Source organism: Bacillus suaedaesalsae, assembly GCF_016890225.1.
Taxonomy (GTDB): domain Bacteria; phylum Bacillota; class Bacilli; order Bacillales; family SA4; genus Bacillus_BS; species Bacillus_BS suaedaesalsae.
Genome location: NZ_JAFELM010000039.1, coordinates 44202 through 70428, shown reverse-complemented (window position 1 = coordinate 70428; position 26227 = coordinate 44202). Strand labels below are relative to the sequence as shown.

Here is a 26227-nt window from a genome sequence, read left to right as displayed (position 1 = left end):
ATAGGAGATAAAAAAGTAAATGTCTAGAACAGCTCAAATGTTAAATGATAATAATCATATATATCAATTTGAAAGTTCTGAACTACCAAAAGTTAGTGTCATAGTTTCAACATATAAAAGGGATAATTCCCTAAGAAAAGCATTAAGTTCATTAATAAATCAACATTATAATAATGTTGAGGTTATTATAATTGACGATAATGCAAATGAAAAATGGAATTTAAAAGTAGAATCAATAGTAAATAAGGTGAAAGAGCAATTTAATGGTAAGCTTGCTTATGTTCAAAATAAAAAGAATTATGGATCTGCCAGATCAAGAAATATAGGAATTAAAATTGCCTCAGGGGAGTATATCACCTTTCTTGATGACGATGATATCTATCTGCCTAACAAAATACAAAAGCAAGTGGAACATATGATTAAGCAAAAATCAGACTTCTCTATTACGGATCTTTATTTATATGATGAAGGAGAAAATCTTGTACAAACAAGAATACGTAGTTATTTAAAAAAATATACAAAAAATGATCTCTTAAGGTATCATCTTTTGTATCATATGACAGGTACTGATACTTTAATGTTTAAAAAAAGTTTTTTAGAAGAAATAGGTGGATTTCCTCAAATTGATATCGGAGATGAATTTTATTTAATGTTAAGAGCAATTAATGCAGAAGGTAAATTAAGTTATTTATCCACATGTGATGTAAAAGCGTATGTTCATCCCAAATCAGAAGGTCTTTCTAGTAGTGAGGGTAAAATTAAAGGGGAAAAATATCTATTTGAATACAAAAAACAATTCTTCTCCATTCTTAGTAAAAAGGATATTAATTATATAAAAATGAGACATTATGCAGTTCTTTCTTTTACTGAATATAGAAATAAAAACCTCATAAATTTTATAAAATATTTTTTGTACTCTTTTTTTTCGAGTCCTTATGGATTGCTTGACCTTTATATAAAAAGAAAGAGTAATTAGAGGTGAAATATGAATTTAGAAGTATTAGTCTCTACAATGAACCAGACTGATTATAACTTACTTGAAAAAATGAATATTCAGTCCGACGCGATTATTATTAATCAATGTAAAACTAATCGAGTCGAAAAGTTTAATTTTAAGGGAAACACTATTAAAATGTTCTCTTTTGATGAAAAGGGAGTAGGACTTAGTCGTAATAATGCATTAATGAGAACAACTGCAGAAATTGCTTTATTTGCTGATGAGGATGTGACTTATGTTGATAATTACAAAGAAATCGTTATTAATGGATTTAAAAGTAACCCTGATGCTGATATGTTAATTTTTAACGTTCCTAGTAAAAATCAAGAAAGACCTCTTCACTTTATAAATAAAGAGAGAAGGGTAAGGTTGTATAATTGTTTGAAATATGGAGCAGTTAGTATAGCTATAAAAACTGAGAGATTAAAAAAGAAAAACATCTATTTCTCCCTTTTATTCGGAGGTGGCGCTAGGTATAGTGCTGGAGAGGATAGTTTATTTATTTCTGATTGTCTAAAAAAGGGATTAAAAATATATACTAACCCCAATGTTATAGGCTATGTGTCTCAAGAAAATTCTTCATGGTTTGAAGGTTATACCGAGAAGTATTTCTTTGATAAAGGTGCTTTCTTTGCATCTTTTTCTCGTAGAGGTGCAATTTTATTCTGTCTACAGTATGCCTTTAGACACAGGAGTACTTACAAGGGTGTATACTCTAATATACAAATAATAAGGTTAATGCTAAATGGAATAAAACATTACAACCGACAAAATTAACAATTATTGAGGATTGAGATAATGACTGTTAAGTTAAATAAAATTATGTTATCATATTCTTTTTTTCTAGCAATTCTACCGATACTTCATCTATATAAGTCTGGAATTTCTGTAATTACTCTAGGTGAAATAGGTTTAATTTTATTCTCTATAATTACAATAGGAATAATATTACTGAAACGTCAAATCGTCATATTCGGTAAAGCTAATATAAACATGTGGCCTTTTATTTTTTTTATTATTATTCTTTTGTTAACATGTATTTCATTGCTTTTTATTGGGAAAGATCAAATCTCACTGATTGACATATTCAATAGGTTTGCCAGACTAGCACTATGGGCTTTTGCAATTTCATTCATGGGATATTTTCTTTTTGAATATCAGCACACAAAAAAATGGGTTATTAGAATTTCTGTTATTGCTACAATCTATGTACTGTTACAATACTTTTTTTGGCAAATATTTAATTTTCACCTACCTTCTGTTATAAACAATGCATTAATTCAACCTGCATCAGAAGGATATGCAAATACGGTACGATTAACAGAATACTATACGACTAGATATATTAGGCCACCTTCCTTTTTTGGCGAGCCTGCTTATTATTCATATTATACTCTTGTTGGACTTGTATTATCTTTATTTTCTAATATTAGTAGAGGTGAGATAATTAAATATGTAATACCAATCTTATTAAGTATTGGAATTATTATCTCAACTTCTACATCAGGTATTTATTTATTGCTACTTGTGTGGTTATTTTATTTCTTTAAAGTAAGTAAAGAGAAAAGTGGGTTTAAGAAAAGTTTTTTGCTTGCCCCTATAACTTCATTATTAATTTTAATAGTTTTCGCTATTTATTTGAAAACTAGAAAGAATGATTTTTTCTTGAAAATAGGAGATATTTTGAGTAAACCCTTTGAATTTGAAGAAACAAGCCGATTAGGTGGTAGTTATGATTTATTTAATTATCTTGATGGAATTCACCGATTTTTAGGTACAGGTTTTGGAAATGAGAATATTTTCTTACATTTAGATTCTGTTTACTATAACAGTATTACTGTCATATTGTTAAGTTCAGGTTACTTAGGCTTTATTACTTTTTGCGCTTTTGCAGGAAATTTACTACGAAAAAAAGGCTCGATAAATTTTTTATTGGCATTAATTTATATATTGTTATGTTTTTCTAGTTCAATTTTATATTCTAGTTTTTCAGTAATTTATCTAACAATAATATTCTATATTAATAGATTTGAAGCAAAACAACTACACAAATAGTAACCACTTTGAAGGAGATGATTTATTATGTTTAAAGATAAAACATTACTCATTACAGGAGGTACTGGTTCTTTCGGTAATGTAGTCTTAGAGAATTTTTTAAATACTGATATTAAAGAAATTAGAGTATTTTCAAGAGACGAAAAAAAACAAGATGATATGAGAAGAAATTATCAAGATAAAAAAATAAAATATTATATTGGGGATGTTAGGGATATTAATAGTTTGAGTAATGCAATGCACGATGTGGATTTTGTATTCCATGCAGCAGCGTTAAAACAAGTTCCTTCTTGTGAGTTTTTCCCTATAGAAGCAGTAAAAACCAATGTATTGGGTACTGACAATGTCCTTTCTGCTGCAATAACTGCTGGTGTAAAAAAAGTAATTTGTCTTTCAACTGATAAAGCTGCGTATCCTGTAAATGCTATGGGGATTTCAAAAGCAATGATGGAGAAAACATTTATTGCAAAATCAAGATCAATTTCACCAGAGAGAACCTTAATATGTGGTACAAGGTATGGTAATGTAATGGCATCTCGTGGATCGGTAATTCCTTTATTTATTCAACAAATTAAGTCTGGACAAGCAATTACAGTTACAGATCCTAATATGACACGTTTTATTATGAGTTTAGAAGAAGCTGTTGAGCTAGTTTTGTATGCATTTCACAATGCAGAATCTGGTGATATTATGGTTCAAAAGTCCCCAGCATCTTATATTGGAGATTTAGCTCTAGCGTTAAAAGAATTATTCGAGGTAGATAATAAAATAGAAATTATTGGAACGCGACACGGAGAAAAAATATATGAGGTCCTTTTGACTAAAGAGGAAGCAGCAAAAGCAATTGATATGGGGAATTTTTATAGGGTTCCAGCCGATAATAGAGATTTAAACTATGAAAAATATCTTGAAGAAGGTTCACAAAAGATTACATTAACAGATGAATATAATTCTAATAATACTAAAATATTATCAATCGATGAAATAAAAGAGAGATTACTTAAGCTAGATTATGTAAGGGAAGAGCTTGAACTCTGGAAAGGAATAAATAGATGAAGTTTTTGATTCTGGGTGCTAGTGGAATGGCTGGTCATACTATCTCCATTTATCTTAATGAGCAAGGCCATGATGTAACAACCTTTACAACTTCAAAATATCCATTCTGTAAAAATATTATTGGTAATGCATTGGATAAAGATCATTTGAAATCTATTTTAAATGAGGGTAGATATGATGTTGTTATTAATTGTATAGGTATATTAAATCATTTTTGTATTGAGGAACCTTCAAAAGCGGTTTATCTTAATAGTTATCTCCCACATTATCTTGCTGATCTATTGAAAAATACTACATCAAGGCTCTTTCATATGAGTACTGATTGCGTATTTTCAGGTGCAAATGCACCATATAGTGAACACAGTAACTATGACGGAGATAGTTTTTATGATAGAACAAAAGCTTTAGGTGAAATATGTGATGATAAGAACTTAACATTTAGAAATTCTATTATTGGACCAGACATGAAAGAGAATGGAATTGGTCTTCTAAACTGGTTTATGAAACAAAAAGGAACTATTATGGGCTATGAAAAAGCTATCTGGACAGGTGTTACAACTTTAACACTAGCAAAGGCGATGGAAAGTGCTGCGTTTACAAGCTTAACTGGAATTTACAATCTTGTTAATAATGAAAACATTAGTAAATATGAATTATTAGCACTATTCAATAAACATCTTAGGGAAGGTGAAGTTAATATTATTCCAAGCAATGATGTCAATCTTAATAAAACGTTAATTAATAACAGAAAAGATTTTAATTTTATAATACCTTCATATGAAAATATGGTAATAGAAATGAAAGACTGGATTCTAAAACATGAAAATTTATATCCAGAATATTATATATCCAAGTAAGGATTTCAAATAATATAAATAAGAATGTCGTAGTTAAGGAGAAAGAATCCATGTACAAGAATATTCTCGCAAACATACTTGGACGATTATGGAGTATGTTTTCAATTTATTTTTTTATTCCACTGTACATTTATTTTCTTGGGGAAGAAGCATTTGGTTTAATTACCTTTTTTGCTACCCTACAAACTGTTCTAAACATTTTAGGTATGGGGTTATCGAAAACTCTTCGTAGAGTTTTTGCATCTGGCGAAGATACCAATAAAAATAACCTTTACAAGTATCGTATGATGAGGTCTATTGAGTTAATTTATGTAGGAATAGCCCTTTTTATTATATTTATTTGTTCAATTAGTGCTAATTTAATTGCTAATGAATGGCTTAAAGTTGGAACAATTGATATAAATAGTGTTGAATTTACAATTCGATTGATGGGTATATCTATTGGTTTGCAGTTATTAGCAAGTTTATACTCAGGGTGTTTGTTTGGAATGGAGTACCAAGTTAGGGCTAATGCATATATAATTGGCTGGTCTATATTTAAGAATGCAGGAGCTGTCCTTCTAATTTGGCTTATCGATCCTCAAATTAGATTATTCTATAGTTGGCATATAATTAGTGACCTATTATATCTATTAATTTTACGCTTTACAGTTATAAAATTACTTAACAAAAATATAAAATTAACTTGGACGATAAATGATTTTAAAAATGTTAAGGATATTTGGAAGTTTTCTACAGGTTTAATAGTAATATCAATAGGTTATGTTCTCAATACACAATTAGATAAAACTATAATTAGTAAATATATGCCTTTAGTTACACTAGGAGCTTATAACATTGCATTTACACTAGGAAGTTTAACTTCTGTTTTTACTTCTGCTATAGCAACTGCTGCATTTTCAAGGTTCACCCAATATTATACACTAGGGAGAAAAAAGGATCTTAGGGAAAGCTTCTTGAGATTTAATAAATCAGTCGGTTTATCTGTTATAGTTCTTGGTGTGTTTATTGCAGTATTTTCGAAGGAAATTTTATTACTTTGGACAGGTAATCCTCAAATTGTTCAAGTAATTAACAGCTCATCTTTCTATATTATTATAGGAACCACCTTCCTATCTCTTCAAATTATTCCATATGAATACATGCTTTCTGTTGGAAATACAAAAGTAAACAATATTCTCACGTTTAGTAGTGTTCCGTATGTATTATTAGTAACACCATTATTAATTATAAATTTTGGGATATTAGGTGCTTCAATTTCTTGGTTCATCCAAATGATCCTTTCAACATTTCTATATTTATTTTTCATTCACAGTAAATATATTGGGGAGAATAATACATTAAAATGGTTATTTTCCGAAACAGTTTTACCTATGGTAATAACTTTACTAATAGCATTTGGAAGTAAGGAGTTAATAAAAATATTCAACTTAAATCTGTTTCTCACTTTGATTTCTGCTATATTACTTGGTTTAGTTACAATTATTTTTATATACAGTATATTTAATAGAGAAATGTTAAGTTCTATATTGAATATTATTATAAAATCTAGAAAAGAGGTAAATCGTTGAATTATTTATTAAGCGTTATTATACCTACTAAAAACCGTTATATTTATCTTAAAGAATGTATTAGAACTATTGTATCTCTTGATTCATCGGAAATTGAAATTGTTATTCAAGATAATACACAGAAAAATGAAGAAATATTACACTTCTTACAAAAGCTAAATTTTCCTAATATAAAATATTTTCATGAAACAAATAATTTGTCACAAACGGAGAATAGTGATTTAGCACTTAGTAATGCAACGGGTAAATATGTTTGTTATATCGGTGATGATGATACTATAACTAAGCAGATGTTAGATGTAGTTATATGGGCTGACCAAAGAAAGATAGAATCTTGTATATTTCCTGTTGCAATTTACTATTGGCCAGATGTTGTTTTTAAGTTTTTTAAATATCCAACTCTTAGTTTCCCACTTAATAGATTATCGGTAAACAATATTAATGCTAAAGAACAATTAAATAAATGCCTTCGTAAAGGAGGAACCACATTAAATAAGCTTCCTAAGGTATATCATGGTATTGTACTAAAGGATAAGCTTGAAGAAGTATATGAAAAGACAAATAGTTACTTCCCGGGCCCTAGTCCAGATATGGCTAATGCCACTTCATTAGCGCTTGTTATAAAAAAACATGTATGGATTGAGTTTCCTTTAATGGTTAGTGGCTATAGTTATAAAAGTGCAGGAGGTATGGGGGCAAGAGGGTCTCATAAAGCACGGATAAAGGATGTTGCTCAATTACCATTAAACACAGAGGAAAAATGGGAACATACTATTCCGAAGATATGGCTAGCTTCTACAATTTGGTCCGAGTCATGCATTAAGGCTTTAAGAGCTATGAAGTATGAATCGTTGATTAAAGATATGAATTGGTCTTACCTATATGCCAATATGTTAACTCATAATGTTGAGTATATAGAAGAGGTAAAGCCATATTTAAATTCGCCATTAAAGATTATTAAAACATTATTCTGGTTTACAATTCTATTTACCCAAAAAAGTTTTAATTTCATTCGTAACTTCTTTAGAACAAAGTTTAACCTTACTAAAAAGAGGACTTACCATGGCGTTAGTAGCTTAGAAGAGGCCATGGTAATTGTTAATGATTATAATCAAAAAAACAATTTTGTAGATAAGCTAACAAAAATGTACTAATCTTAATAATCATAATTGTTTACTTATGAAGGGAAGTAAAAAATGGATACACAACTGAAGGATATTCAAAGATGCCTACTGAATATGGTGAAAGATTTTCACATTATATGTAATGATAATAAGCTTACTTATTTTATCATTGGTGGAACTTTTTTGGGGGCTGTTAGACATCAGGGGTTTATACCGTGGGACGATGATATAGATATTGGAATGCCAAGAGATTCATATGAAAAGTTCCTTAAATTGCCAGACTCGAAGTTGCCTTCATATCTAACTCGTCTTAGTGCTGGATATGGGAATAATAAAAGAGATTTCCTTTATATAAAACTCTGTAACAATAATACTACAATAATTGAAAATATCAATGAAAAGAGAATTGAGGGTATCTATATAGATATATTTCCTATCGATGGAGCTCATAACACTAAACTTGCTAGTAAAATTAAGTATTATCGTTCTAGGTTTTACACATATGGTATTTGGCTTAATGCTTCAGAAAAAAATAGAAGAGGAATTGTTAAAAAGGTCACACAAAATTATTTTTCAATATTTGACAACAATAAACTTTATAATAATGGGAATAAAATGTTAGCTAAAACAAGTTATGATAATAGTAAATATGTGGGGAATTTTATGGGTAATTGGGGTTTAAAAGAAATTATGAAGAAAGAAATCCTTGGTAAACCTACTCTGTATAAATTTGAAGACACTTTACTTTATGGACCACAATTAGGACATGAATTTTTATCGACGGTATACGGAAATTATTTAGATATTCCACCAAAAGAAAAGCAAGAGAGTCATCATACTTATGAATACATTAATTTGGATTTGGGATTTGAAGAGTATGCCAAATTATATAAGTAAATTAGAGAAAAATGACCTCATATGTGAGGTCATTTTTCTCTGTATGAACTAAAGTATTTTAGTCAATAAAGGAGATAAGTTTTGCTATCAGAGATCAATCTTAATCTTAAAATGAAATATGAGTTAATAAACTGAACTCTTGCAGTATGGATCTTAAACTAATTACCTTGTACTAATTCCAAATGCTCTTTAAACTCCTGAGATAATGCAAGCCTTTCTGCTTCAGGAACAATATAATAATAAATTTTATTAATCGTATCCCCGCCACCTTTAACTTGGAGTTGCTCTAGGTTATGACGTGCTTCTTTGTAGTTTGCTTGAATATCCACCATTTGATCAAATGTTAGGTTTGTTTTAACATTGCTTCCTAACACTTCAAAGATATCATCATGCTTACCAAGGGATGAGAAGCTTGCCCCCTTCTGAATGACGCCCATGATAATTTGCTTTTGACGATCTTGTCGGCCAAAGTCTCCGCGAGGGTCCTTCTTTCTCATTCTTGAGTAGGCAAGTGCCTGTTCACCGTTTAAAGAAATTTCACCTTTATTAAAAGTAAATCCACCATCGCTAAATGCGAATGGGTTATTCACATTGACTCCACCTACAGAATCTACAATGTCTTTAAAGCTTTCCATGTTTACTTTTACATAATAATCAATTGGAATATCTAAGAAGTTTTCTACAGTTTCAACTGACATATCAGTCCCGCCAAATGCATAGGCATGGTTAATTTTATCTTGAGTTCCTCTTCCTACAATTTCCGTTCTTGTATCACGAGGAATACTTACCATTTTCATGGATTTGTCTTCTGGATTTACCGTCATAACGATCATTGTATCGGAACGACCCTTATCATTTGATCTTTCATCAACACCTAAAATAAGTATTGAGATGGGATCCTTTTTAACAAACTCAACCTTCTCTTCACGCTTTTTAGAAACTTCACGAGTAGGTGCTTCATACATTTTATCAGCAGCGGTTTGGACGGAATGATAGATGGAATACACATAGGCAGCAATTGCTAATATAATAACCCCTAGAATACTCGATGTAATCCAGAGCCATTTCTTTGGCTTTTTTGTCTTGTTACGTTGTTTTGTCATTTTCCCCAAATCCTATTCTATAATAATATTTTTTACAATATTTAACTTAGCTATAATACCAAGATACTTATATCTAGTCAATAAGTAGGAGACTAGGAAATACTAGCAATTATTAGACGTGTGTAAAAGGGAAGTAGTTACATATAAAAAAAATTATATAAAAAACTGACTCAACAATGGTGCTCTTCAACAACCAAATATTGAGTCAGCTTTATATTTAAATAATCTTTCTAAGTGTTCCTACAAATTTACTTAATGTAGAGATACTACGAAGTGATACATTTCCTTTAGTTGTCTCAAACATTTCTATCGCTATGCCCTGTGCTTTTAAGGATTGTGTGCTAAATCCTTTAATTGCATGACTGGAAAGCCTATAGTTATTATTTGAAACACGTAAGTAAAGGTTATAGTAGCTATTCGGATCCAGGAAGTGTGACCATTTTAAATGATGTTCACCATTTGCTTCTTTCTTAAACTGGATCTCTTCTTTAGACGCTCGATCTTTGACATAAAGGATAAATTCATCTTGGCTATCGCTGTTTACCTTAATTCCTGTATGATTCAAAGATACGATGAGCTTACTCTGGAAACCTTTCACTCTTAATGACAAGTTATTTTTCTTTGTGAAATGTACATAGTAATCATTTTCACGTTCAGATGTAAGAGATGTTTTAGAAGCTAGCATTGATTTTGTCATTCTAATTTTATCTGTATAATCACTGTATTCAACAATTAAACTTAGCTCATATAAATCAAAGATATGTTCGTTTGAATTTAGATTTTGTAAATCAAATTCCAATGAATAACCATTATATAGTTTAGTAAAGTCAATAATATAAGAAGGAGTATTATGGATTTGTGATTTACATTCTAATTTAATTTGGTTTACATTAAACGTATCTGGTACCTTTACTCCTTGGATGCTAAGTGTAGAATTAACAACCTTGATTGTATCAATCTTAATAATATTAGCTGTGAGTGTTTTAATTTCGAATAAATCATCAGGAATTCCGACTGACGGATTTCGGAAGAATGGCAATGACCAATAATATTTTCCTTCTTCCTCTATTACTTCTCCCTTTGGATCAATCGCAAGGTAGTACATTAACTCTTCGCGTAAATTATTTAAGATCATGTAAAAATATAGATTTTTGATGATACCAAGGTCATTATCATATACATTTTCAATCAGTTCTAGAGCTTTTTTCACTTCAGCTACATAAACATTTCTAAATTCACGGTCCTCTAGGATCCCTTTAATAGGGAAGAGGAGGCGGTCTAAATTTCTTCTCATGAACTGGTCAGTTAGAGAAGGATTTCCAAAATCATTAAAATACTTAAGTTGATAATAAAGGGATTCCATTCTATCTAAGAAATTTTTAATATCACCTTTTAATTGGGTAATCGATTTCGCAGCTGCATCTTCTGCACGTTTTCTCCAATAATACACAACATCTGGAATGATATGTATTTGGTTTGCGTATAGAAATGCTTTATGGACCATAGGGCGGTCCGCATAGAGCATACCCGGTGGCATGAATGCTTCATGCTTAAAAAGGAATTCTCTTCTATAGATTTTATTCCAGTAAAATCCGTCGTAAAAAATATCAGGGAACTCTTCAATGTTCGTGATAGTTCGCTCTTTTTCCCAAACTAACTGTTCTTTCTTATAAAGAACATCCTTCTTTTCCCCGTTTAGGAGGATCTTTGGCTTTCCAATAACGATGTCCGAACCAGTTTCTTTAGCTTTGTTATACAATTTCTCGTAAGCATCAAGAGGAACCACATCATCAGAATCCATCAACGTAATGTACTCACCGGTAGCTATTTTCATACCGTTGTTTCCGGCAACAGCACCACCGCTGTTTTTCTGATTAATGACTTTGATATTAGAATATTGTTTTTGATATTCCTCTATGATAGATAAACTATCATCCGGGCTTTCATCGTTAACCATAATAATTTCTATTCCGTCTAATGTTTGATTGACAAGCGAGTCAAGACATTCACGTATATATTCTTCAGTATTATAAACTAACACTACGACACTGAGTTTATAGTTAGTCATTGCTCATTTCACCTAATTCATATCTGATAGTGTTGCAGATTGCCTTTACTACTTCAGGATCAAGGTCTGAGTAGATGGGTAGACAAAGAACTCGTTCACTTATGTTTTTTGCAACCGGAGTTAAGCTAGAATCAAAGTTATAACAATTAAAATCATTCACCAATGGATAAAAATATTTTCTAGTAATGATATTATACTTCTTTAAATTCTCATGTAACTCATCTCTCATTTTTACATCTTTTAATAATACCGGATAGTAGGAGTAATTGTGTCTAATATTTTCCTGTCGAAATAAAAGTGTGATGTTAGATAAATTCTTTAGCCCCTCTGTGTATAACTTTGAAACATACTTTCTATAGCCAATGTCTTCTTCAATATTGGATAAATTACATAAGCCCATGGAAGCTTGGAATTCATTCATTTTTGCATTTGTGCCGACATAGTCAACTGAGTCAGGAGTTGTGAGTCCGAAATTTTTAAGGGCTTTCAGCTTTGACGTTAATGTTTCGTCATTAAAGGTTAATAAGCCACCCTCAATCGAATTAAACACCTTTGTTGCATGTAAGCTGAACATAGAAATATCCCCGAAGTTACCAATAGGCTTTCCGTCTATTTCCACACCAAATGCGTGTGCAGCATCATAAATGACTTTCAAATTATATTTATCTGCAATCTCTTGAATTCCCTCAACATCACAAGGGGTTCCAAATACATGTACAGCTAATATAGCACTTGTTTGATCTGTGATATGTTTTTCAATTTGATTAACATCAATATTATAAGTGGTAGAGTCGACATCACAAAATATCGGTGTTAATCCACAATTAACAATTGCGTGAGTAGTTGATGCGAAAGTAAAAGGGGTAGTAATGATTTCCCCTTTTAACTCTAAAGCCTTTATCGCAATCTCAAGCGCTAAATGACCGTTAGTAAATAATTCTACATTGTTAGCTGATAGATAATTTTTTAGCTCATCCTTAAACTGATTATGTTTCGGGCCATCGTTCGTCAACCATTTCCGGTCCCAGATATCTTTTAAATGCTTTGTAAATTCATTGAAATCTGGAAGCTTAGGTTGTGTAACATTAATAAGTGAATCAAACTTTGTTGGTTTGTTGGTCATATTAATATCTCCAGTCTATTAGAGATTCAATTGAATCTAAATCAAACACCGGAATATTGGCGTTATCTTTAATTTTCTTTCTCTCAACAAATGAATCGTCAATAAAGATAGAAGGAACATCGTTTTTCAAGTACTTATACTTTTCATCGTCTTTTTTAATTTGAACGATTTCACTAAACATATTTGGGTCAATCTTTAATGACTTTAAAGTTTCTAAAATGACTTTTTCATGTTTCGTAATTAGAATTAGTTCTTTATCATTCGATAAGCATTGATATAGGAACATCATCGTTAGTGGGTTAACCTTCTCTTCTAATGTAACAGTATCATCGAAATCAACATACACACGTTCATATTCAATGTCTAGCTTGAAACGGTTAATTAATGCACGGTCGATTTCAATCGTGAAATCATTTTCGATAATATCAAGATCAAATCCCATTCTGTCTAGAATGCTAAGTTGAGGAAAATTAATTCCAACGTTACGATAAAGGCTCATAGTTCCAGCAATTCTAGGAGCAATCTCTAATAACTTAAACTCACCATTGATGTCTTCTTTAACTTGGAAGAACCAAACTCCTTGGAACTTAAGTTTTTCATTTATCTTTTCAGCAATTTTTTTAACAGGTTCATTGTACTTAGAGTTTACTGAGTTTACACTAATTCCACTCTTCACTCTTATTCGTTCTCTCATTCCAAGGAAGCGTAATTCTCCCTTACGATCTGTAAAGCAATCGATTGTGTATTCTTTACCAGGAAGATATTCTAACGTTAGCAATCCTTCACTTTTGCTTAAAATGAATTCTAGTTCTGTTCGATCTTTTGCTAACGCAATTCCTTTAGAACCTTGTCCGACATCTGGCTTAAGAAACACAGGAAATTCAGTTACTTCATCAGGATTTGTATACATGTGAGCAATGAAATCTTCCTCAGCAAAGTACTCATACGTCTTTTTCTTAGATCTGCATATTTCGCATGTTTCTTTAGCAGAAGTCATGACTTCCGCATGAATATTCTCGCTATGTTGAGCTAGTTTCAACACGGCACTATCGTGTGCTGGAAAGATATAATCAATCTTATATTCAGATACAATATTATTTAATTCCTCAATAAAGTTGTCTTCAGAAATATTTGGGAGACCTTCAATATAGTTTCTGTAAACGAACTTTCCATGATCTGCTACGCTGGATGCACCAAATAATTTCACGTTTTTCACATACTTTAGAGCATTGTGAATTTCTAACCCGATTTCCGAACCACAAGGAAAAACTAGTACATTCTTCTTCAATACAAACTCACACCTTTACGTTCCTTTTTCTAAACTTAAATTAATCAAATACCGTCTCAATTACACGTTTTGAGGCATTACCATCATCTAAATAACAATAAGTATTGTAGAAGTCCTCATACTTAGCCTGATATTGCTTCGAAACATTTTCAATATGGAGAATAGAGTCTAATAGATCTTGACTTGTTTTGATAATCGGACCAGGTAAATCCTGTTCCATATTTAGATAAAAACCTCTTATATTCTCACGATAGAGGTCATAATCATATGCATAAAATAAAATTGGCTTTCTCGAATTTGCATAATCAAAGAAGACTGAAGAATAATCTGTAATTAATATATCCGAGATTACATAAAGTTCCTGAATATCATCATACTTTGATAGTTCATAGACGAATGATTCGTACTTTTCATCTATATGTAGAGATTCTGCAACTAGATGATGCATACGTAAAATTAATACATAATCATCCTTAAGGTGTTGGTAGAATTGCTCTAAATCAAACTTTAAGTTAAATGAATGCTTCCAAGACCCAACCATCTCGTTGTCTCTCCAAGTTGGTGCATAGAGAATGACTTTTTTGTCAGATGGAATATTTAACTTGGACTTAATCGTTTTAATTTTTTCAGAAAGATCGTTTGCATAAAAGATATCATTTAATGGATAACCTTTTTCAATAATTTCTTTATCAAACTTAAAAGCTCTACCGAATATTTCACTAGAATATCGATTAGCAGATATTAAGTAATCCCAATTTCGAGATTCAATATAGAAGTTTTCCCGAGCTAATGTCTCTGGACCCTCAATCTCTATGTCAAATCCTAACTTTTTAAGTGGGGTACCATGCCATGTTTGTAAATACTGATTTCCTTCTCTCTTCCGATGGACAGGGAATAAGATATTGTTAACCCAATACTTTGCTTTTCCTAAATATCGGTAGTACTCCTCTCTTTCGCGATCTACTAGTATAGGGTCTCCAGGAATCTCGTCTGGATTATTCCCTATATATGACCACACGAACGTATAATCTCGAAATTTCTCGTTTCGTAACATTTCTTCATAGATATATTTAGGACTACCCGAATAATTTTTGCCAAAGAAGCTTTCAAAGAATACCATCTTAGAATCTAATGGTTCATCCTCACATGTATCATTGAAAATACTTTTCCCTTTTGCAATGTTATAGGTTTTCTCAAATTGGGCTTTATCGGTATACCATAAAGCTAAACTTTGAATCCCCATTGTTGCATAGAAGGCAAGTACATTTTCTTCATCTTCTATATTAAATAGATATCTTTGCTCTTCTCTTGGGAACTCCCGATATTCATTTAAGTTAACAAGCTCTCTTTGAATAACTGTATGATGTTCATCACGAACTTGTATAACAGTATCCCATCTTGAGTTCATTACTAAATCTTGTCTTATCTTCTTGATAGGAAGAATTCCAAAATATTCGTAGACATTATGTTCTAATGATTTTAAATCAAGTCTGTAACTATGACTTTTCTTGTTATCACGTCGGATAAATATAATCTCAAAGGAGTCTGGGACAATATTTTTGTTTGCGACCAATTGGCCCTGGATGGATACATTACCACCCAAAGCTTTAAGGTCAACAACTTTGTGGTGGAACAGAATTTCATCCACTTTTATTGAGAGGTTATTGTTTTTCGTCTGAATAACCTTTATCTTTAATGACTTATCTTCATAATCATTTTTGATAAGTTTTTTTCTATGTTTAGACCGCTGCTTCAGGTTTGATATCAAGAGAAAAGTCTTTAAGTAAACATCGAATGTTCCCATACTAGATACATCTTGTAGTTCGCTTATTTGTAAAGAAGCCGTTTGACCATTTACTTTTTTCTCAATTCTTCTGCCAGATTGACGATCCTTGAATACTACATACCTATTTATAAGAGGAAAGGGACGTAGTTTCCCAACAGATATGTTAATGTTGGTACTTGTAACGTTAACCTCGTTGATTGTATGTCTTAATAGATAGTTTTTTATTTTACTTTTTAAACCTCTAATCATCGCAATCCCTTCTCTTACTTGTTGTAGGTTTTATTGTAATATTCTTGGTATGTCTCATTTGTGATGTTTTCCATCCATTCTTTATTAGATAGATACCATTCAATCGTTTTGATAATACCATCTTCAAATTTTGTTTCAGGTTCCCAACCTAGTTCATTTGTAATTTTTGTAGGATCAATTCCGTATCTACGGTCATGGCCTTTACGATCTTTTACGTATTTAATAAGATCCTCAGTAATGTTGCCATTAACCTTCTCGTTTAAATAGTTAATAATCGTTTTAATAATTTGGATGTTTGTTCTTTCATTATGTCCACCAATATTATAAACTTCACCAAGTCTACCGTTATTAATGACCATATCAATTGCTTTACAGTGATCCTCTACATATAACCAATCTCTAATGTTTAAACCATCACCGTAAACAGGGATGTCTGTATTATTCAAGCAATTATTGATTACAAGAGGTATTAACTTTTCTGGGAATTGATAAGGTCCATAGTTATTTGAACATCTTGTAATATTAATCGGCATTTTGTATGTATCATGGTAAGCTTTTGCCATTAAGTCTGATGATGCTTTACTTGCTGAGTATGGACTATGAGGATCTAAAGGTGTATCCTCTGTGAAAAAGCCAGTTTCTCCTAGAGAACCGTATACCTCATCGGTAGAAACATGTAAAAATTTCTTTCCTTCTTTAAATTCATCATCACCTATTAGCCAGTTATGCTTTGCGATATTTAGAAGATTTGTCGTTCCAATCACATTTGTTTTTACGAATATCTCAGGGTCTGAGATACTTCTATCAACATGTGACTCAGCTGCAAAGTTTACAACGAAGTCAATTTCCTCTTCAGCAAATATGCGTTCAATAGCATCCTTGTTAGTAATATCCGCATTAACGAATCGGTAATTTGGGTTGTTTTCAACTTCTTTTAGATTTTCTAAATTACCAGCATACGTTAATAAATCAACGTTAATTATTTTTATATCGGAATATTTATTTAGCATATAATGAACGAAGTTTGAGCCGATAAATCCAGCTCCACCAGTAACTAAATATGTTTTCATCTGAACTCCCAACTTTCTTTATAAAATTTAAGAATTAGCAATTCTAGTTAAGTATTGCCCGTAATCTGTCTTTAACAATGGCTCTGCTAATTTTAATAATTGTTCCTTATTTATGTAGCCTTTTCGATAAGCAATTTCCTCGATACAAGAGATATATAGCCCTTGTCTGTTTTGCACGGCTTCTACGTAGTTTCCTGCCTCAAGTAAGCTGCTATGTGTGCCAGTATCTAACCAAGCCATTCCTCTTCCAAATATCTCAACCTTAAGTTGCCCTCTATTTAAATATTCTTCATTGATAGAAGTAATCTCTAATTCTCCGCGTGCAGAAGGCTTCACATTTTTAGCAATCTCAACAACATCATTATTATAGAAATAAAGACCTGGGACTGCATAGTTAGATTTAGGGTTTTCAGGTTTTTCTTCAATAGAAATAACGTTATTATTATCATCGAATTCAACAACACCATATGCATTTGGCTCTTTTACATAATAACCAAAGATCATGGCACCTTCTTTTAAACTGCCGGCTCTATTTAACGTTTCGGTCAATCCTTGCCCGTAAAAGATGTTATCGCCTAATACAAGTGCAACATTATCATCACCAATAAACTCTTCACCTAATATGAATGCTTCAGCAAGTCCTTTTGGTTCTTCTTGTACCTTGTATGTAAAGGAAAGTCCTAAGTCGCTTCCATCTTTTAGTAACTCCTGAAATTGTGGAATATCACGAGGTGTTGAGATGATTAATATTTCTCTAATTCCAGCTAACATTAATACTGAAAGTGGGTAATATACCATCGGTTTATCGTATATCGGTAAAAGCTGTTTGGAAACTGACTTCGTAATGGGATACAGTCTTGTTCCTGAACCGCCTGCTAAGATAATTCCTTTCATAAATACGTTCCCCTCCATTTGTATAAAGATATGCTAATTATAACTATACAACTAACATATTTTACATGAATGAACTAAAGATTACTATATATATTGACCTTTATTCGGTATTTTATGATAAATTGTAACAAATTCTAACACTTTGAAAACAAAATGTAATAAAAAATATTGTTGAACTTTAAGATTTTATAAACAAATATGTAGAAAATGGTTAATTCTTCTCATGAAAATTATGATATTATTACAAGTATACGAGCTTTCTCTACAAAGTAGAGTAAAGCCTAAATGAAAATTAGGGGGGGTATAAAATTAGTAGATTGATAGTTGCTGTTACTTCTGCTTTTTTTGTATTGTTTTTCTCAGAAGTAAGTACATCGGCAGAAACAAAACATTTTAACCAAAAGGCTGAGATTGTGGAATTTAACTGGGGGAATGGGGGGCCTGCCTGGGACTCTAATACAGTTGACAACTTTACTGTTGATTTTGACCAATCACAACATTTGGAAAATGGAAATTACTTTATCCAAACATTCGCGGATGACGGTGTTACGGTTGATGTAAATGGCAAAAGGGTTATTGATCGATGGGCATACTCCTATATTTCGAATATTAATCGAGCTCTTTTACCTAATGTAAGTGCAGGTACTCATAATATTCTTACAAAATATAGAGAGGGAGTAAAAAGTGCTGCCATCTATTCTCACGTAGTCCCTTTTGATAGCTGGCTAGCTTATTACTATCCAAACCTTACAACATCTAGTATTCCAGTTGCCGCTAAAATTATTCAAGGTACTCCAAATGGAGGATTAGAACAAAACTATGGTTCAGGCAGTCCGGTTCCTGAAAGAGTTGCAGCGGATAACTTCTCAGTCTCATTTACAACAGCCAAAAAGCTTGCGCCTGGGGACTATGTAATCCGTGCTGGTGCTGACGATGGAGTCCAAGTATATATTGATGGAAAACTTGTTATAAACAGATTTAACTACAGCGGCAGCTTTAAAGAAGATGCAGTTAAAGTGAAAATTAATAATAATGAGGTAAATGGTGAGAATCACTGGATAGAGGTTAGATACAAGGACGTATATTTTGACAGCAAAATTAACGTAGAAATCCAGCCGTATTCTGAAGTGATGAACATTACTTCAGCAGATGGTTGGGTGGGAGAAGTATTCCCCAAATCTGATTTTACTGGTAACTCCATCATCTTAGGTGGTAAATCTGCGATTATTCCTGTTGGTAATTTAGATTATAACTGGGGAGCAGGATCACCAAGCACTTCTATACCAAACGATTATTTTTCAGCACGTTTTTCAAGAAAATTAGAAATAGCCAATACGGGTATGTATTCCTTGAGCTTATGGGCTGATGATAATGTAAGGTTGTATGTTGATGGTAAAAAGGTAATTGATTCTTGGAAGTATGTACCTGGTGGTTATCGAAATGTTAAGCTTCCATTAACGAAGGGTACTCATGACATAAAAGTGGAGTATTACGAAAATATTCTGAATGCACGTGTTAAATTCGGTATATCGGAAATTCCAACGGACTTCAGTAAAGCCGAAAAATCTCTATATTATAACTGGGGATTAAGTGGACCTGTTTCGGGTAAATATGATAATTTCACTGCGAAATTTGATCAATCTCAAATGCTTGATGGCGGGGATTATTTAATTCAGACACTAGCAGATGATGGAATCATAGTTGAAGTAAACGGGGAAGAAAAGATTAATAGATGGAGTTATTCTCCCAATCTAGTTAATCGAGCATATCTTACTAATCTACAAGAGGGTAACCACAGTATAACAACTCTTTATAGAGAAGGATCGAAGACGGCCAGCTTATTATCTAATATCGTCCCTTTTGGTGATTGGCTTGCTTATTATTATCCGAATGAATCATTTGCTGGCATTCCTGTAGCCTCTAAAGTATTAGAAGGTAATGGCAGTTATAGTGGACTGAAAGAGTTCAACTGGCAGGAAAGTCCTGTACCTGGTGTGGTACCAAAAGACCATTTCACAGCAAAGTATGTCTCTGCAAAAAGAATTCCTGCTGGAGACTATGTGCTGAAAACAGGTGCAGACGATGGCTTGCAGGTGTATATTGATGGAAAACTTGTATTAGATCGCTTTACTCCAGTGGGTTACCGAGAGGACTCTGTTCAAGTGAACATTCGTGATCTTTTTGCGAATAAAACTGGGGAGAAGGATATTCATATTATCGAGGTGAAGTATAAGGAAGGGAAACTCTCTAGTAGAGTAAACGTTGACTTACTACCAGTCTCTGAAGTTAGAAATCTATCTGTCGAGGATGGATGGATAGGAGAAATCTATAATAATACGACCTTCTCCGGAAATCCTGTGTTTATAGGTGGGAAAACAACAGATAGTAAGATTCAGGATTTAAATTTAAATTGGGGGAATAACGCTCCAAGTCCGTTAGTAAGAAATGATTACTTTGCAACACGCTTTACGAGAAAAGTGAATATCACAGAACCTGGCTATTATGTGTTAAATGCGTGGGCTGATGATGGTGTTCGTGTTTATGTGGATGGTGAGAAGAAAATAGATTCATGGGACTATGAGTCTAATAATCTTCGGCAGGCTGGAATTAATTTGACACAGGGTGTACACGAAATAAAAGTAGAGCATTATGATGGAAAACTGGGTTCCCAAATCAAGTTTGCTCTTGAAAAAGGAAAAACAGTTTATAACTCAATCCAAAAAGAGGTTGCTTATAATTGGGGATTAGGAAGTCCACATGTTGAAGTACAACCGGATGATTTTACAGCTACATTTGACCAAAGTCAGTATTTAAATGCTGGAGATTATTTTATTCAGACATTTGCTGATGATGGAGTAACAGTAGATTTTAATAATAGTAGAGTTATAGATAGATGGAATTACTCGAGTGATTCTCTAGTTAATAAAGCTATTGTTAATGTTTCAGCAGGAGAGCAAAAAGTCATTACAAATTATAAAGAGGGCAATCAAAATGCACTAGTGTTCTCCCATGTTGTACCTTTTGGTGATTGGTTAGCCTACTATTACCAAAACCAGACTCTGTCTGGTACACCAATAGCGGCCAAAGTATTAAAGGCTGGAACGAATTACGGTGCATTAGTAGAGAATAACGGTTCAAATAGTCCAGTGCCTGGAAAGGTAGAGCCTGATAATTTCTCAGCAAGATATGTGACTACAAAGCGTATTGCTGCTGGAGATTATGTGCTTCGAACTGGAGCTGACGATGGCGTACAAGTATTCATTGATGGAGAATTGATAGTCGACCGATTCACAAACGGTGGATTTAGAGAAGACTCTGTTAAGGTAAGAATCGATAATATTAATAACAGCAATATCCATACAATCGAAGTGAGATATAAAGAAGCATCACAAGGTAGTAGAGTAGAAGCATTCTTACAACCGTATAGTGAGGCCAAAGATATATCTACAACAGATGGTTGGTATGCTGAATTTTATAACAATCGTACGCTAGATGGTAACCCTGTGATTATGGGTGGGAAACATGCACTAAAGCCTATTCAAACACTTGATTATTATTGGGGACAAGATGCTCCATCTCCTTTTATACAAAAGGATAATTTCAGTGCAAGATTTACGAAGAAAGTCAACATCACAGAACCTGGAGACTATGCGATAACTGTTCATGCAGATGACGGTGTTAGAGTAAAGGTCGATGGCGTACTAAAGATTGACTCTTGGCAATATGTTTCTGGTAAGAAACGTCAAATCACTTTAGATTTAACGTCTGGAGTGCATGAAATTGTTGTAGAGTATTACGATGGGGAATTGGCTGCATCTTTAAAGTTTGAGTTAGATAAAGTAGCTGCTACTTCCTATATTGAAGTAGACCTACGTAAAATATCTAACATCACAGCGCAGGATATCGTCGACTTCTTTAATCGTAAAAAACCTGAGAGTTTATTAAAAAATTATGCTCAAGACTTTATTGATGTTCAAAATAAAACTGGGGTAAATGCACAATATCTAGTTGCCCATGCAATTTGGGAAACTGGGTGGGGATCATCCACACTAACGAAATATAAGCGTAACTTCTTTGGTTATGGTGCATATGATTCTTGTCCATTTACTTGTGCTTATTACTTCCCTACTGGTTTTGACAGCATTAATTATGTAGCATATCAAGTAAAGACTGATTATTTAACTTCAAATGGAAAATATTATAACGGTCCGACTTTAACAGGAATGAATGTCAGATATGCTACTGATCAAAACTGGAAAAATGGTATTGCTAGTTTAATGGAACAAATAAAACCGTTTGATGCTCAATACTATGATAAAAAACCAGTATCAACAATTGCGCCACCTAAGCCACCTGCGTATAGTCGTGATATTCCAAGTGGACAACCTGTACCACCAAATATGTTTATTAACTATCCAGCAGGAATCAAAGCTATTGTGGTTAATACAGAAAACCTTAACTTCCGATCACTGCCTTATGCAACACCAGCAACACTGATTAAACAGATAAGTAAAGGAACAGAGGTTACTGTAATCGGACACAATGCTGACGTTAAGGGTGATTGGTATCGCGTCAACGTTGGTGGGACGTTAGGATGGTTAAGTGGAGATTACTTGGATGTACAAAACTTACTTAAAGTAAGTGTAAGTAGTGGAACCTTAAACATTAGAAGTACCCCTAATGGATCTGTGCTAAAAGCCGTAAATAATGGAACATACTTGAAAATTGTACTGGACAGCAGTAGTAAGTACGTCACAAAAACTGTTGATGGCCAAATTTGGTATAATGTAAATGTTCCAGGTATGAAAGAAACAGGTTGGGTTTCTGGGGAATTTGCATCAATTATTAAATAAATGTACGTAAAACAAAGCAAGCTGTCGAAATATATGATAGCTTGTTTTTTTATTTAATTAACAAATTGTTTAGTAACTTTTTTAAACGAAATTACGTTTAATATGTTGTGATTGGATATTTTAGGTTATGTTTACAATAAAATCATCTTGTTATAAATTATACAGATGCTAAAATGTAAATTGTTGTTCAACAAAATCCTACAGATTTTTACAAAAGAGCAACTATGTAATTGTAATTTTGTAGCATTCGTTTTATAATGAAAGTTGTATTTAATTCGACATGATACTAGATTGCTATTTTCATTGTATCACTAAATGTTAACTTACAGTTGAGACTATATTACACGATATTGAATCTAAACGAGGACTATACAGATTAAGATTATAAATGAAGGGAAGAGAGTATATAATGAAAAAGGTTATTACTTATGGAACTTTTGATTTACTACACTGGGGACACATTAACTTATTAAAAAGAGCTAAAGAGATGGGCGATTACCTAATCGTTGCGATTTCTTCTGATGAGTTCAATGCTCTTAAGAATAAGAAGTCTTATCACAGCTTCGAGAATCGTAAAATGATTTTGGAGTCAATTCGTTATGTAGATGAAGTAATTGCAGAAGATAACTGGGAACAAAAAATCACGGATGTACAAAAGCATGATGTTGATGTATTTGTAATGGGCGACGATTGGAAAGGTCACTTTGATTTCCTAAAAGATTACTGTGAAGTTGTATATTTACCACGTACAATTGGTATTTCTACAACTAAAATTAAGAAAGATTTACTTTCAGTTTAATATGGTGAGAGAATTGATAATTGGACTGTATTTGATTTTTTTCAAACTACAGTTCAATTTTTTTAAATTGTTTCCATTACAGGACAAAGTGACCTTTGTTGTTTCATTCAAACAAAATAACCTTTATATTTATGAGGAACTAAAGAGAAGAGACGTAGCAAGCAAAATAGTGTTTCTTAGTAAAAACCCTCAAAGTATAAAAGGTCAAGTGGATAATGCGACTGTTCTTGCTTTTGAAACAAAGGACATAATTAGCTTTATCCGTTCCATCTATCACCTAGCAACTTCTAGAACAGTATTCGTTGATAATTATTATGGTTTTTTATCAGCAGTCTTATTCAAAGATGATGTAGAATGTATTCAACTTTGGCATGCAGCCGGTGCAATTAAAGCTTTCGGTTTAAAAGATCAATCTAATGCCTCTAGAAGCGCTAGAGCTCAAATGCGTTTTAAAAAAGTATATAATAATTTCCATAAAGTTGTTGTCGGGTCAGATGCATTTGCTAACATATTAATGGAAGCATTTGATTTGTCTGAGGATCGAATATTACGTACAGGAATGCCAAGAACTGACTTCTTTTATGACTTTGAAGCTCATAAAAGTATTCGAGCAAATTTATACCGAACAAATCCTTCTTTAAAAAATAAAAAAGTAATTCTGTATGCACCAACCTATAGAGATGGACAACTCAACCATTTTGATATGAAGTTAGACCTTGAACTACTTCAAAAGCAATTAAAGGATGAATATGTTGTCATTGTTAAGCTTCATCCTGCTATAAGAGCAGATAATGATTTTGATCGTCAGTATCCAAATTTTGTTTATGATTATTCCGATTACTCAGATATTAATCATCTATTATTAATTACGGACTTGTTAATCACAGACTACTCTTCCATCCCATATGAGTTTTCAATATTAGGGAAGCCAATGATTTTCTTTTCATATGACTTAGAGCAGTATAAGACAGATAGAGGAATTTGGAAGGATTATGAAGAGATGCTTCCTGGTCCAGTAGTGTATAATACTGAGGATATCATTGCTTGTATAAACGATGATCATTTTGACCTTAAGAAAATTAGGGATTTTGCGAGAACGTGGAACCGATACTCAACTGGCAAATCAAGCCGAAATCTTGTATCATACCTATATAAACAAGAGGAACAATTTAAGGTTTCACATGGTTAATGGGAGGGGGAACTAATTGAATTAACCCGTTCAATTAGGAATTTCGATGAAAAAGATTCTCCAACAAGTTAAGAAAAGTAAAATCATATTATTGTTATATAAATTGCTATTCATTTTTGTTGGTTTTTTGCCTGCAAATAAAAAATTAGTGGTATTTGAAAGTTTTCTTGGTAAGCAGTATAGTGATAATCCACGTGCAATATATGAATATTTAAAAGAGAATTATCCTAATTACATTATGTATTGGAGTATAGATCCTAGATACATGCTTAATTTTACCGATAAAGATATCCTTACTGTTAATCGATTCTCCGTTAAATGGTTATTTATTTTGGCAAATGCTCGATACTGGGTTACAAATAGCCGTATGCCCATTTGGATTCCAAAACCAAAGCATACGGTTTATTTACAAACTTGGCATGGCACTCCATTAAAGAAATTGGGAATGGATATTGAAGAAGTCCATATGCATGGAACAACTACAGAACAGTATAAAAGAGAGTTTACGAAAGAGGCAGCAAATTGGGATTATCTAGTATCTCCTAACTCTTATTCAACCACTATCTTTAAAAGGGCTTTTCAGTTTGATAAAGAGGTGATTGAGTCAGGTTATCCAAGGAATGATTACCTATATGTCCATAATAATGAAATTTCTATAAAGGAATTAAAGCAGAAATTTAACATTCCTTTAAATAAAAAGGTAATATTGTATGCTCCAACCTGGAGAGATAATCAATATGATCAAGAAGGTAAGTATAAGCTTGATATTAAATTAGAGCTCAATCAAATGAAAGAAAATCTTCAAAATGATTATATTGTTATCTTAAGAATGCACTATCTTGTTGCAAATAATATGGATATAAGCACATACGAAGGGTTTGTTTTAGATTTTTCGAATCATGAAGATATCCGTGAATTATATCTGATGGCTGATATATTAATTACCGATTATTCATCTGTATTTTTCGATTATGCGAATTTAAAACGACCAATGATATTTTATGCTTACGATATAGAAGATTATCGTGATCAGTTACGGGGCTTTTATTTTGACTTTGAACAAAAGGCACCTGGACCCATCGTTCGAACTACTGAAGAAGTCATTAGAGTAATTGATAATATTCAAAATGGAAGCTTAGACCATTCAAACTTAGATGAATTTTATCAGGAGTTTACCTATTTAGAATCCGGCATTTCAACAATGAGAGTAGTGAATAGAGTATTTGCAAATAAATAAAATATCTTCAC

18 protein-coding genes and 1 pseudogene are annotated in these 26227 nt (G+C 32.4%); 12 read left to right on the top strand and 7 right to left on the bottom strand.

Annotated features, from left to right (window positions below; all coding sequences use genetic code 11):
• The first annotated feature begins 19 nt into the window (after positions 1–19).
• Genes JR050_RS15635 through JR050_RS15600 form a run of 8 tightly spaced genes read left to right on the top strand, consistent with a single transcriptional unit; the run spans position 20 to position 8557 of the window.
• Positions 20–976, top strand: a complete 957-nt coding sequence (locus JR050_RS15635) for a glycosyltransferase family 2 protein (RefSeq protein WP_204204459.1) — start codon at positions 20–22, stop codon at positions 974–976.
• A 9-nt stretch (positions 977–985) separates the two neighbouring features.
• The gene (locus JR050_RS15630; protein ID WP_204204458.1) at positions 986–1774 is read left to right on the top strand and encodes a glycosyltransferase family A protein; all 789 of its coding nucleotides are present in this window, start codon (positions 986–988) and stop codon (positions 1772–1774) included.
• A 21-nt stretch (positions 1775–1795) separates the two neighbouring features.
• Positions 1796–3052, top strand: a complete 1257-nt coding sequence (locus tag JR050_RS15625; protein WP_204204457.1) for a hypothetical protein — start codon at positions 1796–1798, stop codon at positions 3050–3052.
• A 27-nt stretch (positions 3053–3079) separates the two neighbouring features.
• Complete coding sequence (locus JR050_RS15620) at positions 3080–4108, top strand: polysaccharide biosynthesis protein (protein WP_204204456.1); 1029 nt, start codon at positions 3080–3082, stop codon at positions 4106–4108.
• Positions 4105–4965 (top strand): SDR family oxidoreductase, encoded by an 861-nt coding sequence (locus tag JR050_RS15615; protein ID WP_204204455.1) that lies wholly within the window; start codon positions 4105–4107, stop codon positions 4963–4965. The genes JR050_RS15620 and JR050_RS15615 overlap by 4 nt, the downstream gene beginning before the upstream one ends.
• Positions 4966–5015: 50 nt before the next feature.
• Complete coding sequence (locus JR050_RS15610) at positions 5016–6536, top strand: lipopolysaccharide biosynthesis protein (protein ID WP_204204454.1); 1521 nt, start codon at positions 5016–5018, stop codon at positions 6534–6536.
• On the top strand, positions 6533–7690 hold the full coding sequence (locus tag JR050_RS15605) for a glycosyltransferase family 2 protein (protein WP_204204453.1): 1158 nt from the start codon (positions 6533–6535) through the stop codon (positions 7688–7690). Before JR050_RS15610 ends, JR050_RS15605 begins: the two co-directional genes overlap by 4 nt.
• A gap of 42 nt (positions 7691–7732) precedes the next feature.
• On the top strand, positions 7733–8557 hold the full coding sequence (locus JR050_RS15600) for a LicD family protein (RefSeq protein ID WP_204204452.1): 825 nt from the start codon (positions 7733–7735) through the stop codon (positions 8555–8557).
• A 158-nt stretch (positions 8558–8715) separates the two neighbouring features.
• Here the strand turns inward: JR050_RS15600 and tagU are convergent, their stop codons facing one another.
• The 7 genes from tagU to rfbA all read right to left on the bottom strand — a co-directional run bounded on the left by tagU (position 8716) and on the right by rfbA (position 18138).
• Complete coding sequence (tagU, locus tag JR050_RS15595; protein WP_204204451.1) at positions 8716–9660, bottom strand: polyisoprenyl-teichoic acid--peptidoglycan teichoic acid transferase TagU; 945 nt, start codon at positions 9658–9660, stop codon at positions 8716–8718.
• A 217-nt stretch (positions 9661–9877) separates the two neighbouring features.
• Positions 9878–11728 carry a glycosyltransferase family 2 protein gene (locus JR050_RS15590; RefSeq protein ID WP_204204450.1) on the bottom strand — a complete coding sequence of 617 codons (1851 nt, stop codon included), beginning with the start codon at positions 11726–11728 and terminating at the stop codon, positions 9878–9880.
• Positions 11721–12851 (bottom strand): DegT/DnrJ/EryC1/StrS family aminotransferase, encoded by a 1131-nt coding sequence (locus JR050_RS15585; protein ID WP_204204449.1) that lies wholly within the window; start codon positions 12849–12851, stop codon positions 11721–11723. Before JR050_RS15585 ends, JR050_RS15590 begins: the two co-directional genes overlap by 8 nt.
• A gap of 1 nt (position 12852) precedes the next feature.
• A complete protein-coding gene (locus JR050_RS15580) occupies positions 12853–14139 on the bottom strand; it encodes an ATP-grasp domain-containing protein (RefSeq protein ID WP_204204448.1) in 1287 nt (428 codons plus the stop codon).
• Positions 14140–14179: 40 nt separating this feature from the next.
• On the bottom strand, positions 14180–16174 hold the full coding sequence (locus JR050_RS15575; RefSeq protein WP_204204447.1) for a CDP-glycerol glycerophosphotransferase family protein: 1995 nt from the start codon (positions 16172–16174) through the stop codon (positions 14180–14182).
• 14 nt (positions 16175–16188) lie between these two features.
• Complete coding sequence (rfbB, locus tag JR050_RS15570; RefSeq protein ID WP_204204446.1) at positions 16189–17244, bottom strand: dTDP-glucose 4,6-dehydratase; 1056 nt, start codon at positions 17242–17244, stop codon at positions 16189–16191.
• 27 nt (positions 17245–17271) lie between these two features.
• Entirely contained in the window at positions 17272–18138 is an 867-nt protein-coding gene (rfbA, locus tag JR050_RS15565) for a glucose-1-phosphate thymidylyltransferase RfbA (RefSeq protein ID WP_204204445.1), read from the bottom strand.
• Between the two features lie 317 nt (positions 18139–18455).
• On the opposite strand from rfbA, the gene JR050_RS15560 reads away from it, so the two are divergent.
• The 4 genes and pseudogenes from JR050_RS15560 to JR050_RS15545 all read left to right on the top strand — a co-directional run.
• Positions 18456–22991 carry a PA14 domain-containing protein gene (locus JR050_RS15560; RefSeq protein WP_204204444.1) on the top strand — a complete coding sequence of 1512 codons (4536 nt, stop codon included), beginning with the start codon at positions 18456–18458 and terminating at the stop codon, positions 22989–22991.
• A 409-nt stretch (positions 22992–23400) separates the two neighbouring features.
• Positions 23401–23790: a glycerol-3-phosphate cytidylyltransferase gene (gene tagD, locus JR050_RS15555; protein ID WP_204204443.1), complete on the top strand. Its 390-nt coding sequence runs from the start codon at positions 23401–23403 to the stop codon at positions 23788–23790.
• Position 23791: 1 nt separating this feature from the next.
• Complete coding sequence (locus tag JR050_RS15550; protein WP_204204442.1) at positions 23792–24979, top strand: CDP-glycerol glycerophosphotransferase family protein; 1188 nt, start codon at positions 23792–23794, stop codon at positions 24977–24979.
• Between the two features lie 49 nt (positions 24980–25028).
• Positions 25029–26216, top strand: a pseudogene (locus tag JR050_RS15545) (CDP-glycerol glycerophosphotransferase family protein); the annotation flags it as partial.
• Between the last annotated feature and the right edge of the window lie 11 nt (positions 26217–26227).